The sequence below is a fragment of the Desertihabitans brevis genome (genome assembly GCF_003327535.1).
GTDB classification, from domain to species: Bacteria; Actinomycetota; Actinomycetes; order Propionibacteriales; family Propionibacteriaceae; genus Desertihabitans; species Desertihabitans brevis.
On record NZ_QOUI01000001.1, the window covers coordinates 313,868 to 326,311 of the forward strand.

The following is a 12,444-nucleotide window of genomic DNA, read 5'->3' on the forward strand; positions in this document are numbered from 1 at the left end:
CGATGAGCAACCCCTACGGCGCACCGGGCCACGCCTACGGCAGCCCCCCACCCACCGCGGAGAACCCGGGCAAGACCCTCGGCGTCGTCGGCCTGGTCCTGGCCATCGTCGCCGCGCCGATCGGGCTGATCCTCAGCATCGTGGCGCTGGTGCAGTCGCGCCGCGCCGGCATGGGCAACGGCCTGGCCGTCGCCGGCATCGTGGTCGGCGCGCTGTTCACCATCGGCATCATCATCGCCATCGTCGGCAGCGTGCTGCTCTTCAACGCCGGCATGGACCAGGTCTGCTCCCAGCTCGGCCCGGGCACCCACGACCTGGACGGCACCCCGATCACCTGCCCGGCGTGAGCCGACACCACCCGCCCGGTCGTGGCTGAGGACCTCTTCGGCTCCAGCTCGGCTGCCGCTCCCGACCCGCGACCGGGTCTGGGCGGCAGCCTGAGCGACGCCACCTCCGGACAGCTCCCGCTGGCGGTGCGGATGCGTCCGCGGACCGTCGACGAGATCGTCGGCCAGCAGCACCTGCTCGGGCCCGGCTCGCCGCTGCGCCGGCTGGCCGCCGGCGAGGCCGCGATGTCGGTGTTCCTCTGGGGCCCGCCGGGCACCGGCAAGACCACCATCGCCTCGGTGGTCAGCCACTCCACCCGCTCGGAGTTCGTCGAGGTGTCCGCCGTCACCGCCGGGGTCAAGGACGTCCGGGCCGTCCTCGACACCGCCCGCAGCCGGTTGGCCCGCGGCACCAGCACGGTGCTCTTCGTCGACGAGGTGCACCGCTTCTCCAAGTCCCAGCAGGACGTCCTGCTTCCGGCGGTGGAGAACCGCATCGTCACTCTCGTCGCCGCCACCACCGAGAACCCGTCGTTCTCGGTGATCTCGCCGCTGCTGTCGCGCTCGCTGCTGCTGACGCTGCGCCCGCTGACCGACGACGACATCGGCACCCTCATCACCCGGGCGCTGGTCGACGAGCGTGGCTTGCGCACCGCCGACGACGGTCTCTACACCCTCACCGAGGACGCCCGCGCGGACCTGCTGCGGCTGGCCGGCGGGGACGCCCGGCGCGCGCTGACCTACCTGGAGGAGGCGGCCGCCGGCGCCACCGCCCGGGGGAGTGCCACCATCGACGCCGACGTGCTCGGCCAGGCGGTGGACCGGGCCGCGGTCCGCTACGACCGTGCCGGCGACCAGCACTACGACGTCATCAGCGCCTTCATCAAGTCGCTGCGCGGCTCCGACGTCGACGCCGCCCTGCACTACCTGGCCCGGATGCTGGAGGCCGGCGAGGACCCCCGGTTCGTCGCCCGCCGGCTGATGGTGCTGGCCAGCGAGGACATCGGCATGGCCGACCCGACGGTGCTGCCGCTGTGCGTGGCCGCCGCCCAGGCCGTCCAGCTGATCGGGATGCCGGAGGCCCGGATCAACCTCGCCCACGCCGTCGTCGCCTGCGCGATGGCGCCCAAGTCGAACGCCGCCTACGCCGCCTACGGGGCCGCCGAGGCCGACGTCCGCGCCGGCCGGATCGGCCAGGTGCCGGCCCACCTGCGCGACGCCCACTACCCGGGCGCGCGGGCGCTGGGTCACGGCAAGGGCTACGTCTACGCCCACGACGTCGAGCCGCACGGTGTCGCCGCCCAGCAGTACCTGCCCGACGAGCTGGTCACCGCCCGCTACTACCACCCGACCCGGCACGGCGCCGAGGCCCACCTGGCCGACCGGCTGCAACGGATCGACGAGCTGCTCGGACGGCCACCGCGCTGACCGGGACCCCGCCCGGCAGCGGCATGGTCATCTCGTTCGGCACCGTCGGCGCTCTGCACTAGGCTCGGCTCGCGCCGGCCGACCACCGCGCGCCGGCCCCGGAGGGAAGGAACACGATGGACATCACGCTGGGCAGCATCGCGGGGATGGTCGCTGCGATCGCCTTCGTGGCCCTGGTCGCCATCCTGGCCGTGCCGCTGTTCAAGCTGGGCCGCGTGCTGGAGGAGACACGGCTGGCCGTGCGCGACCTGGGGCACAGCTCGGTGCCGATCCTCACCGAGCTGCAGGGCACCGTCCGCGGCGTGAACTCCGAGCTGGAGAAGGTCGGTGTCGTCACCGAGGACGCCGCCCGCGTCACCGGTCACGCCACCGTGGTCACCGAGAACGCCGCCCAGCTCGCCACCCTGTTCAGCGCCACCCTCGGCGGTCCGCTGGTGCGCACCGCCGCGATCAGCTACGGCGTCCGGCAGGCGCTCAAGGGTCAGCGCGGACGGCGGGCCAAGCGATGATCGGACGTCTCTTCGCCTTCGTGCTGGGCGCCGTGCTCGGCGTCTTCGTGCTGCTCAAGGCCCGCGACCTGCTCCGCCGGGCCACCCCCGAGGCCGTCCAGGAGCGGATCGGGGAGCGGGTCGGCGAGGCGCAGGCCGACCTGGGCCAGCGGGTGGCGGACTTCACCCGCGAGTTCACCCGGGCCCGCGACGAGCGGGAGGCCGAGCTGCGCGACGCGCTCGGCATGGAGGACAGCGACGCCGCCGCCGAGGCCGGCCACGTGGACGAGACCGTCCGCGACCAGCCGGTCGGCGAGCGCGCCGCCGACGAGCTGAGCCGGGCCCGGCGAGCTGCCGAGCGCTGAGCCGGCCCGTCCGGCCAGCGCTCGCCCCGCCCGTCCCGTCCGCACCGCCACCCGTCAGGACCCACCCATGAAGACCTCTGAGATCCGCCAGCGCTTCCTCGACTTCTTCGCCGAGCGCGGCCACCTCGTGCAGCCCTCCTCCTCGCTGCTCTACAACGACCCCACCCTGCTCTTCGTCAACGCCGGCATGGTGCCGATGAAGCCGTACTTCCTCGGCGAGGAGCAGCCGCCGGCCCGCACCCTGGCGTCGGTCCAGAAGTGCGTGCGCACCCTCGACATCGAGGAGGTCGGCAAGACCACCCGGCACGGCACGTTCTTCCAGATGTGCGGCAACTTCTCCTTCGGCGAGTACTTCAAGTCCGGGGCGATCCAGCACGCGTGGGACCTCATCACCACCGCCCAGGACGCCGGCGGCCTCGGCTTCGACCCCGACACCATCTGGGTCACCGTGCTCGAGGGCGACGACGAGGCGGCGGGCCTGTGGCGCGAGATCGCCGGCCTGCCCGCCGAGCGCATCCAGGCGCGCGGGCTGCTCGACAACTACTGGCACATGGGTGTCCCCGGCCCCGGCGGGCCGAACTCCGAGATCTACGTCGACCGCGGCCCGGCCTACGGCCCCGACGGCGGCCCGGTGGTCGACGAGGACCGCTTCCTCGAGATCTGGAACCTCGTGTTCATGCAGTACGAGCTGTCGGCCGTGCGGGCCAAGGACGACTTCGACGTGATGCGCCCGCTGCCCAAGCCGCAGATCGACACCGGTGCCGGGCTGGAGCGGATCGCCTACCTGCTGCAGGGTGTGGACAACCTCTACGAGATCGACGAGATCTATCCGGTGATCGGCCGCGCGGTCGAGCTGTCGGGGCGGCAGTACGGGACCGACCACGACGACGACGTGCGGCTGCGGGTGGTAGCCGACCACGTGCGATCGGCGCTGATGCTGATGGCCGACGGCGTCACCCCCGGCAACGAGGCCCGAGGCTACGTGCTGCGCCGGCTGCTGCGCCGCAGCGTCCGCGCGATGCGGCTGCTCGGCGTCACCGACCGGGTGCTGCCGGAGCTGCTGCCGGTCAGCCGCGACCTGATGGGGTTGTCCTACCCGGAGGTGCTGCAGTCCTGGGAGCGGATCAGTCAGGCCGCCTACGCCGAGGAGGACGCCTTCCGCCGCACCCTGGTCGCCGGCACCCAGCTGTTCGAGGGCGCGGTCCGCACCGCCCGCACCGAGCAGCGCGACACCCTGGCCGGGGAGCAGGTGTTCCAGCTGCACGACACCTACGGCTTCCCCTACGACCTCACCCTCGAGATGGCCGCCGAGCAGGGGCTCCAGGTCGACCGCGAGGGGTTCGCCGCGCTGATGCGCGAGCAGCGCGACCGCGCCAAGGCCGACGCCCGCGCGAAGAAGGGCGCGGGGCAGAACCTCGAGGCCTACAGCGCGGTCCGCGCGGACGGGGAGACGCCGTTCCTCGGCTACACCGAGCTGCTCACCGAGACCACCGTGCGGGCGGTCGTGGCCGACGGCGTCAGCCGGCCCAGTGCGGGGGAGGGCGAGACGGTCGAGCTGGTGCTGGACCGCACCCCGTTCTACCCCGAGTCCGGCGGCCAGGACGCCGACGGCGGCGAGATCATCGCCGACGGCCTGCGCGCGGAGGTGGTCGACGTGCAGCGCCCGGTGCCCGGGCTGATCACCCACCGGGTCCGGATCACCTTCGGCGAGGTCGCCGTCGGCGACACCGTGCGGGCCCAGGTCGACACCACCGCGCGGATGGACAGCTGCCGCGCCCACTCGGCCACCCACGTGGTGCACGCCGCGCTGCGCCAGCTGCTCGGCCCGACCGCGGTGCAGGCCGGCTCGTACAACCGCCCGGGTTACCTGCGCTTCGACTTCAACGCCACCCAGGCCCTCACCCCCGGGCTGCGGGAGGAGATCGAGGGCGTCTCCAACGAGGCGATCCGCTCCGACCTGGAGGTGACCGCCACCGAGATGCCGCTGCAGCGGGCCAAGGACCTCGGTGCGATGGCGATGTTCGGGGAGAAGTACGGCGACGTCGTGCGGATGGTCGAGCTCGGCGGGCCCTGGTCGCGCGAGCTGTGCGGCGGCACCCACGTGGAGAGCAGCGCCCAGATCGGGCTGCTGACGCTGACCGCGGAGTCCTCGATCGGCTCCGGGGTGCGCCGGGTCGAGGCCTTCGTCGGCGCGGACGCCTTCGACCACCTGGCCCGCGAGCGCGCCCTGGTCGCCCACCTGTCCGACCTGCTGAAGGTCCAGCCCGACCAGCTGACCGACCGGGTCGAGCGGCTGGTCGGCCAGCTGCGCACCGTCGAGAAGGAGCTGGCGGCGGTCCGCGGGCAGCAGCTGCTGGCCCGGGGTGCCGAGATCGCCGGCGCGGCCACCGACGTGGCCGGCACCGCCTTCGTCGGTCGCACCCTGGAGGGGGTGGGCGGGGCCGACCTGCGCACCCTGGCCACCGACGTCCGCGGACGGCTGGGGGAGCGCCCCGGCGTGGTCGCCCTGGCCGGCGTGGCCGACGGCAAGGTGTCGCTGGTGGTCGCCACCACCGCCGCCGCACGCGAGCGCGGCCTGCAGGCCGGCACGCTGGTCGGGGTCGGCGCCCCGGTGGTGGGCGGCCGCGGCGGCGGCAAAGCCGACATCGCCCAGGGCGGCGGCACCGACGTGGACGCGGCCCCCGACGCGCTGGGTGCCATCGAGCGCGCGGTGCGGGCGGAGGCCGCCGGCTCGTGAGGACCGGCGTCCGGCTCGCGCTGGACTGGGGGCGGGCACGGATCGGGGTGGCCCGCTGCGACGGGGCGGCCACCCTGGCCTTCCCGCTCACCACGCTGCGCTCCGGGCCCGACGCCTACCGCGCGGTCGCCGACCTGGTGGCCGAGCACGAGGCGCTCGAGGTCGTCCTCGGCCTCCCGCTCGCTCTCGACGGCACCGAGGGCCCGGCCGCGACCGAGGTGCGCCGCCACGCCGACCGGCTGGTGCGCCTGCTGCCGGTCGACCTGCGGTTGGTGGACGAGCGGCTGAGCACCGTCAGCGCGTCCCGCGGCCTGCACGCCAGCGGCAAGGACACCCGTCGGCAGCGCTCCGTGATCGACCAGGCGGCGGCGGTGGAGATCCTGGAACGCGCCCTGGACGCCGAGCGGCGCAGCGGACGGCCGCCGGGTCGGCTGCACCCGCGCTGATCACGGGGCCGCGGTGCTCCGACGGGTAGGCTGCAGCCGACCGAGCGGCGGGCGACACCCAGGAGGACACCCACCCGTGAGCATGTTGGACACCGAGCGCAGCCGGCGTCGAGAGATCTGGCACCGCGTCAAGGGCTACCTCGCGGTGCTGGTCTCGCTGGCGGTGCTCGGCACCGGTGGCTACCTCGCCTTCGACTTCGTCAACACCAACGTCCGCGGCGTCTTCAGCTCGATCGTGGCCGCGGACTACCAGGGCAGCGGCGTCAAGGACGTCGAGGTGGTGGTCGAGGAGGGCCAGACCGCGACCGACATCGGGGAGACCCTGGTCGACCTCGACGTGGTGGCCTCCACCGAGGCCTGGCAGGCGGCCGTCTCGGCCAACCCCGAGGCCAGCTCGATCCAGACCGGCACCTACCGGCTGCGTACCCAGATCCCCGCCGCCACCGCGCTGCAGTGGCTGCTCGACCCGTCCCGCCGGGTGGTGCAGCGGGTGACCGTGGCCGAGGGCCTGCGGCTGGAGCAGCAGGTCGAGGCGCTGACCGCGACCGGGATCCCCGCCGAGGAGTTCGAGCGGGCGCTGGAGAGGCCCGAGGAGCTCGGCCTGGTCGACTTCGCCGAGGGCGAGCCCGCCGGCTTCCTCTTCCCCGACACCTACGACTACTCCGACGACGACACCGCCACCGACCTGCTCCGCCAGATGGGTGAGCGCTACGGCACGGTGGCCGAGGACCTCGACATCGCCGGTGCCGCCGACGACCTGGGGGTGTCCGAGCGCGACATCGCCATCGTGGCCAGCATCATCGAGAAGGAGGTCTTCATCCCCGAGGACCGTCCCAAGGTGGCCCGGGTGATCTACAACCGGCTGGAGGCGGGCCAGCGCCTGCAGTTCGACTCCACCGTCTACTACGCGCTCGGCACCTACCCGCCCGACGCCATCCCCGGTGAGGCCTTCGCCCCCACCGGCCCGCCGGAGAGCCCGTACAACACCTACAAGGTGGACGGGCTGCCCGCCGGCCCGATCTCGGCACCCGGTCGCGCCGCGCTGGAGGCCGCGATCGACCCCGCCGAGGGCGACTGGCTGTACTTCGTCACGGTCAACCTGCAGACCGGTGAGACCCGGTTCACCGACAGCGAGGCCGAGCACCAGCGCAACGTCGAGGCGTTCAACCAGTGGTGCGTCAGCAACGGCAACCCGGCGGGCTGCTGACCCCATGGACGCCGACCGGACGGTGCGCGTCTGCGCGGTGCTCGGCGACCCGATCGAGCACTCGCTGTCGCCACTGCTGCACCAGACCGCCTACCGGTCCCTCGGGCTGGGCTGGGAGTACCAGCGCCACCGGGTGGACGCCGCCGGGCTGCCGGCCTTCGTCGCCGGGCTGGACGGGCGCTGGCGGGGGCTGTCGCTGACCATGCCGCTCAAGGAGGCCGCGCTGGCCCTCGGCGAGCCGGACGAGACCGTGCTGGCCGTCGGGGCGGCGAACACCCTGCTGCTGGACGAGCCCCGCCGGGTCCGCAACACCGACGTCGGCGGGCTGCGGCGCGCGCTGGGCTCTGCCGGGGTCGAGACGGTCGGGACCGCGCTGGTGCTCGGCACCGGCGCCACCGCCCGCTCGGCGGTGGCCGCGCTGCTCGGGATGGGGGCGGCGCGGATCACCGTGCTCGCCCGGCGTCCGGAGCGGGCCGAGCCCCTGGTGGCGATGGCCGCCGGGTCAGCCGGTGAGGTGGAGGTGCGGCCCTGGGCCGAGGCGGTCGCGGCCGGGTCGCTCGACCCGGTCGACGTCGCCGTCTCCACGGTGGTGGCCGGGGCCGCCGACGCGCTGGCCCCGCTGGTCGCCGGCGCCGCGCCGGTGGTCTTCGACGTCATCTACGACCCGTGGCCGACCGTCCTGGCCGAGACCGCGGCCCGTACCGGCGCCACCGTGGTCGACGGGCTGGACCTGCTGGTGCACCAGGCGGTGCTGCAGGTCGAGCTGATGACCGGACGCACCGTCGACCCCGGGCTGCTGCTGTCTGCGGGCCGGGAAGCCGTCGGCCGGCCTTCGCCGGGGTGACAGACTGCCGCCCATGCTCCGCTACCTGACCGCAGGCGAGTCCCACGGCCCGGCCCTGGTGGCCACCATCGACGGCCTGCCCGCCCACGTGCGGATCACCAGCGACGACATCGCCGCCGCGCTGGCCCGGCGCCGGCTCGGCTTCGGCCGTGGCGCCCGGATGAAGTTCGAGGCCGACCAGGTGACGATCCTCGGCGGCGTCCGGCACGGCGAGACCCTCGGGTCGCCGGTGGCGATCCAGATCGGCAACACCGAGTGGCCCAAGTGGGAGCAGGTGATGTCGGCCGACCCGGTCGACCCGTCGGTGCTGGAGGGCCTGGCCCGCAACGCCGCCCTCACCCGGCCGCGTCCGGGCCACGCCGACCTGGTCGGCATGCAGAAGTACGACTTCGACGAGGCCCGCCCGGTGCTGGAACGCGCCTCCGCACGCGAGACCGCCGCCCGGGTCGCGATCGGAGCGGTGGCCAAGGCCTTCCTGGAGCAGGCGCTGGGCATCACCCTGCTCAGCCACGTCACCGAGCTCGGCCCGGTGCGCGCCCCGGCCGGCCCGCTGCCCACCATCGACGACCTGCCCGCCATCGACGCCGACCCGGTGCGCTGCTTCTCCGCCGAGGGCAGCGCGGCCATGGTCGCAGAGGTGGAGGCCTGCCAGAAGGCCGGCGACACCCTCGGCGGTGTCGTCGAGGTCATCGCCTGGGGCCTCCCGCCGGGTCTCGGCTCGCACGTGCACGGCGACCGCCGGCTGGACGCCCGGCTCGCCGGCGCGCTGATGGGCATCCAGGCGATCAAGGGCGTCGAGCTGGGCGACGGTTTCGAGCTGGCCCGCACGCGGGGCAGCCTCGCCCACGACGAGATCACCCCCGGCGAGGACGGCATCCGACGCACCAGCGGGCGCTCGGGCGGCACCGAGGGCGGGATGAGCACCGGTGAGGTGCTGCGGGTGCGGGCCGCGATGAAGCCGATCGCCACCGTGCCCCGGGCGCTGCGCACCCTGGACACCGCCACCGGCGAGCCCGCGGTGGCCCACCACCAGCGCTCCGACGTCTGCGCGGTGCCGGCGGCCGGGGTGGTCGCGGAGGCGATGGTGGCGCTGGTGCTGGCCGAGGCGGCGCTGGAGAAGTTCGGCGGCGACTCGGTGGCCGAGGTGGGACGCAACGCCCGGGCCTACCTGGACGACGTCGCCGCCCGCGGGCTGGGTCTGGGGTCGTGACGCCGGAGGCGGCCGCGCAGCCGGACGACGGCGCGGCACCGGAGGGAGTGCCGGAGCGGGTGGTGCTGATCGGTGCGCCCGGTTCGGGCAAGAGCGCGGTCGGTGCGCTGCTGGCCGAGCGGTGGGGGGTGCCCCACCACGACGTGGACGCCCTGATCGAGGCCGAGGTCGGCACCACCATCGCCGAGGTCTTCGCCACCCACGGCGAGGAGTGGTTCCGCCGGGTCGAGGTCGAGACCACCGCGGCCACCCTCGGCCGGACCGGGGTCGTCTCCCTGGGCGGCGGCGCCCCGCTGGCCCCGGCCACCCAGCAGGCGCTGGCCGGTGAGGTCGTCGTCTGGCTGCAGGTCTCGGTGCCGGTGGCGGCCGGCCGGGTCGGGCTCAACGTGGCCCGCCCGCTGCTGCTGGGCAACGTGCGCGGCCGGCTGATGAAGCTGCTGGAGCAGCGCACCCCGGTCTACCGCTCGCTGGCCACCCACACCGTCGACACCGACGGGCTGGACCCCGCCCAGGTGGCCGACCAGGTGGCGGCCGCGGTGGTGGTCCGGTGAGCGCGCACGGGGCGCGGACCGTCGAGGTGCGCGCCGAACGCCCCTACCGCGTGCGGGTCGGGGCCGGGGTGCGCCACGAGCTGGGCGCGCTGGTGGGGGAGGCGTCCCGGGTGGCGGTGCTGCACCCGGAGGTGCTGGCCGACGAGGCGCACCGGCTCGGCGGGCGGCTCGACGCCGAGGTCAGCTACCTGGCGCTGCCCGAGGCCGAGCAGGCCAAGACGATCGGCGTCCTCGCGCACTGCTGGAGCACGCTGGCCGACGCCGGGTTCACCCGCTCCGACGTGGTGGTCGGGCTCGGTGGCGGGGCCACCACCGACCTGGCCGGGTTCGTCGCGGCCACGATGCTGCGCGGGATCGGCTTCGTCACCGTGCCCACCACCGTGCTCGGCATGGTCGACGCCGCGGTCGGCGGCAAGACCGGCATCAACCTCGACGCCGGCAAGAACCTCGTCGGCGCCTTCCACGAACCGCTCGGGGTGCTCTGCGACCCCGAGCTGCTCGCCGGGCTGCCGTCCGCCGACGTCCGCGCCGGGCTGGCCGAGGTGGTCAAGTGCGGGTTCGTGGCCGACCCCGAGATCCTGCGGCTGGTGGAGGAGAGCCCGGAGGAGTCGGTCGACGTCACCGCCGACCGGCTGGTCGAGCTGGTGCGGCGGGGGATCGCGGTGAAGGCCGCGGTGGTCTCGGCCGACCTGCGCGAGTCCACCTCCACCGGCTCCCGGATCGGGCGCGAGCTGGTGAACTACGGCCACACCTACGGCCACGCGGTGGAGCGGGCCGAGCGCTACCGCTGGCGCCACGGCGACGCCGTCAGCGTCGGGATGGTCTACGTCGCCGAGCTGGCCGAGGCCGCCGGGCTGCTGGACGGTGCGGTGCGCGACCGGCACCGCGCGGTGCTCGACTCGCTGGGGCTGCCGACCCGCTACGCCGGCGCGCCGTTCGAGGAGCTGCTGGGCGGGATGCGGCTGGACAAGAAGACCCGGGGCAGCACGCTGCGGTTCGTGGCGCTCACCGACGTCGCGGCGCCGACCATCCTCGCCGGGCCGTCTGAGGAGCTGCTGCGGGAGGCAGACCGGCGGGTGCGCGCCCGGGCCTGACCACCGGTCCCGTCAGGCGAGGGTGATGCCGAGCGCCGAGGCCAGCTGGTGCGTCAGCCCGGTGAGGTCGAGCGGCTCGATGGTCGCCCCGCGCAGGTTCTCCAGTCCCTGCAGGCCGTCCAGCCGGCAGTGCCGGAACACCACCCGGCGCACCCGGACCGAGGTGAAGCGGGCCGAGGTGAGGTCGCAGCCGTCGAAGACCACGTCCTCCAGGGAGGCGGCGTCGAGGTCGGCCTCGGCCAGCGCGGTGTCGGTGAACCGGGCTCGCCGGATGCGCGCCTGCCGCAGGTTGGCGAAACCCATCGCCGAGTCGGTCACCTCCAGGTCCTCCACCGCCGCCCCGGCGAGGGAGAGCCCGGTGAGCCGGCTGCCGCGGGCGCGGACCCGCGTCCAGCCGGAGTCGGTGAAGCGGGCGTTGGACAGGTCGGCCTGGTCGACCTCGACGTCGCGCCAGCCGGTGCGGTACCAGTGCGAGCCGGCCACCCGGGTGCCGGCCAGCCGGCAGCCCTGGACGTCCACCAGCTCCAGCTCGCGCTCCGACAGGTCAAGCGCACCGAGCAGGGTGTCGGCGACCAGGTCGTCGGCGGGGACGGCCCAGTCCTGGGGTGCGGTGGTCAGGTCGTCCAGCCGTGGCGGGGCCACGGGCTTCGGGGCGGCAGGCACCCCCGCAGCCTACGGCGGGGCCGCGCCCGGCCGGGGGAATCGGGTGACCCGCGCGGGACGTTGCCGCCGGTGATGCTGATCTCCCTGCTGGACCGTTCCCGGACGCGGGCCGGTGAGTCCGATGCCGCGGCCGTGGCCACCACCGTCGAGCGGGCCGTCCGGGCCGACCGGCTCGGCTTCCACCGCTTCTGGACCGCCGAGCACCACGCCGTGCCCGGGGTGGCCAGCGCGGCGCCGGCGGTGCTGCTCGCCGCGATCGGCGCCCGCACCCGCCGGATCCGGATCGGCACCGGCGGCATCATGCTGCCCAACCACCGGCCCCTGGTGGTGGCGGAGCAGGCGCTGCTGCTGGAGGCGCTGTACCCGGGCCGGGTCGACCTCGGCCTCGGCGGCTCCCTCGGCTTCACCCCGCCGATCCGACGCGCGCTGGGACGCACCGAGCTGGGCGAGGGCGGGTACGCCGCCGACCTCGACTCCGTGCTGGCCTACCTGGACGGGCGCGCCGAGCTCACCGTCCGGCCCCGGGTGCCCGCCCCACCGGTCTACCTGCTCGCCATCGCCGACGGGCTGCGGCTGGCCGCCGAACGGGGCCTGCCCGCGGTCGCCGGCGGCCCGCTGCTGGACGACGCCGCCGCGCTGGCGGCCTACGCCCGCGACTTCCGCCCGGTCCGCGCCGACGCCTCGCCCACCCTGGTGGTGAGCGTCGAGGTGGTGGTCGCCGACACCACCGAGCGGGCCCGGGAGCTGCTGCTGCCCGAGGCGTGGGCCTTCGCCGACTCCCGCGACGTCGGGGAGTTCCGGCCGCTGCGCCCGGTCGAGGAGGTGCGCCGGCTGCTCGCCGGGGCGCGGCCGAAGAAGGTGGAGGCGGTGCAGGGCTGGATGCGCACCGCCGTCGCGGGCACCCCGGAGCAGGTGCGCGCCCGGCTCGAGGAGCTGGTCGAGCGCACCGGGGCGTCGGAGGTGCTGGCCAGCGTCAGCGCCGTCGGCCGCGCGGACGTGGCGCGCACCGACGAGGTGCTCGCCTCGCTGCGCACCGGCTGAGGGACCGCGAGGACCGGCTTGACCCGGTCCCTGGGACAGGGTGT

13 protein-coding genes are annotated in these 12,444 nt (G+C 74.9%); 12 read left to right on the forward strand and 1 reads right to left on the reverse strand.

The window, feature by feature from the left end:
- Positions 1–2: 2 nt before the first annotated feature.
- From DT076_RS01375 to aroB, 11 genes are all read left to right on the forward strand, one after another.
- Positions 3–347 carry a DUF4190 domain-containing protein gene (locus DT076_RS01375; RefSeq protein WP_114124843.1) on the forward strand — a complete coding sequence of 115 codons (345 nt, stop codon included), beginning with the start codon at positions 3–5 and terminating at the stop codon, positions 345–347.
- A gap of 21 nt (positions 348–368) precedes the next feature.
- Positions 369–1,754, forward strand: coding sequence for a replication-associated recombination protein A (locus DT076_RS01380; protein ID WP_114124844.1), 1,386 nt, complete (start codon positions 369–371; stop codon positions 1,752–1,754).
- 116 nt (positions 1,755–1,870) lie between these two features.
- Positions 1,871–2,263 (forward strand): DUF948 domain-containing protein, encoded by a 393-nt coding sequence (locus tag DT076_RS01385; RefSeq protein WP_114124845.1) that lies wholly within the window; start codon positions 1,871–1,873, stop codon positions 2,261–2,263.
- Positions 2,260–2,607: a hypothetical protein gene (locus DT076_RS01390; protein ID WP_114124846.1), complete on the forward strand. Its 348-nt coding sequence runs from the start codon at positions 2,260–2,262 to the stop codon at positions 2,605–2,607. The genes DT076_RS01385 and DT076_RS01390 overlap by 4 nt, the downstream gene beginning before the upstream one ends.
- A gap of 67 nt (positions 2,608–2,674) precedes the next feature.
- Positions 2,675–5,344, forward strand: coding sequence for an alanine--tRNA ligase (alaS, locus tag DT076_RS01395; RefSeq protein ID WP_114124847.1), 2,670 nt, complete (start codon positions 2,675–2,677; stop codon positions 5,342–5,344).
- Entirely contained in the window at positions 5,341–5,790 is a 450-nt protein-coding gene (gene ruvX, locus DT076_RS01400; RefSeq protein WP_114124848.1) for a Holliday junction resolvase RuvX, read from the forward strand. Before alaS ends, ruvX begins: the two co-directional genes overlap by 4 nt.
- An 82-nt stretch (positions 5,791–5,872) precedes the next feature.
- Positions 5,873–6,997, forward strand: coding sequence for an endolytic transglycosylase MltG (gene mltG, locus DT076_RS01405; RefSeq protein ID WP_233493606.1), 1,125 nt, complete (start codon positions 5,873–5,875; stop codon positions 6,995–6,997).
- A 4-nt stretch (positions 6,998–7,001) separates the two neighbouring features.
- Positions 7,002–7,841 (forward strand): shikimate dehydrogenase, encoded by an 840-nt coding sequence (locus DT076_RS01410; RefSeq protein WP_114124850.1) that lies wholly within the window; start codon positions 7,002–7,004, stop codon positions 7,839–7,841.
- A 13-nt stretch (positions 7,842–7,854) separates the two neighbouring features.
- Entirely contained in the window at positions 7,855–9,051 is a 1,197-nt protein-coding gene (gene aroC, locus DT076_RS01415; RefSeq protein ID WP_114124851.1) for a chorismate synthase, read from the forward strand.
- Between the two features lie 59 nt (positions 9,052–9,110).
- Complete coding sequence (locus DT076_RS01420; RefSeq protein WP_199538914.1) at positions 9,111–9,602, forward strand: shikimate kinase; 492 nt, start codon at positions 9,111–9,113, stop codon at positions 9,600–9,602.
- A complete protein-coding gene (gene aroB, locus DT076_RS01425; RefSeq protein WP_199538870.1) occupies positions 9,599–10,696 on the forward strand; it encodes a 3-dehydroquinate synthase in 1,098 nt (365 codons plus the stop codon). The genes DT076_RS01420 and aroB overlap by 4 nt, the downstream gene beginning before the upstream one ends.
- A 12-nt stretch (positions 10,697–10,708) precedes the next feature.
- On the opposite strand, the gene DT076_RS01430 is transcribed toward aroB, so the two are convergent.
- Positions 10,709–11,359 carry a pentapeptide repeat-containing protein gene (locus tag DT076_RS01430; protein WP_147264027.1) on the reverse strand — a complete coding sequence of 217 codons (651 nt, stop codon included), beginning with the start codon at positions 11,357–11,359 and terminating at the stop codon, positions 10,709–10,711.
- A 72-nt stretch (positions 11,360–11,431) separates the two neighbouring features.
- Between DT076_RS01430 and DT076_RS01435 the strand changes: the two genes are divergently transcribed.
- Entirely contained in the window at positions 11,432–12,400 is a 969-nt protein-coding gene (locus tag DT076_RS01435; protein ID WP_114125204.1) for an MsnO8 family LLM class oxidoreductase, read from the forward strand.
- Positions 12,401–12,444: the final 44 nt, after the last annotated feature.

Bases quoted from the DNA above. Each gene is read 5' to 3' on its own strand.
- aroC (WP_114124851.1), top strand. From the start codon at position 7,855: ATGCTCCGCTACCTGACCGCAGGCGAGTCCCACGGCCCGGCCCTGGTG.
- alaS (WP_114124847.1), top strand. From the start codon at position 2,675: ATGAAGACCTCTGAGATCCGCCAGCGCTTCCTCGACTTCTTCGCCGAG.
- DT076_RS01435 (WP_114125204.1), top strand. From the start codon at position 11,432: ATGCTGATCTCCCTGCTGGACCGTTCCCGGACGCGGGCCGGTGAGTCC.
- DT076_RS01375 (WP_114124843.1), top strand. From the start codon at position 3: ATGAGCAACCCCTACGGCGCACCGGGCCACGCCTACGGCAGCCCCCCA.
- mltG (WP_233493606.1), top strand. From the start codon at position 5,873: ATGTTGGACACCGAGCGCAGCCGGCGTCGAGAGATCTGGCACCGCGTC.
- DT076_RS01385 (WP_114124845.1), top strand. From the start codon at position 1,871: ATGGACATCACGCTGGGCAGCATCGCGGGGATGGTCGCTGCGATCGCC.
- DT076_RS01390 (WP_114124846.1), top strand. From the start codon at position 2,260: ATGATCGGACGTCTCTTCGCCTTCGTGCTGGGCGCCGTGCTCGGCGTC.
- DT076_RS01410 (WP_114124850.1), top strand. From the start codon at position 7,002: ATGGACGCCGACCGGACGGTGCGCGTCTGCGCGGTGCTCGGCGACCCG.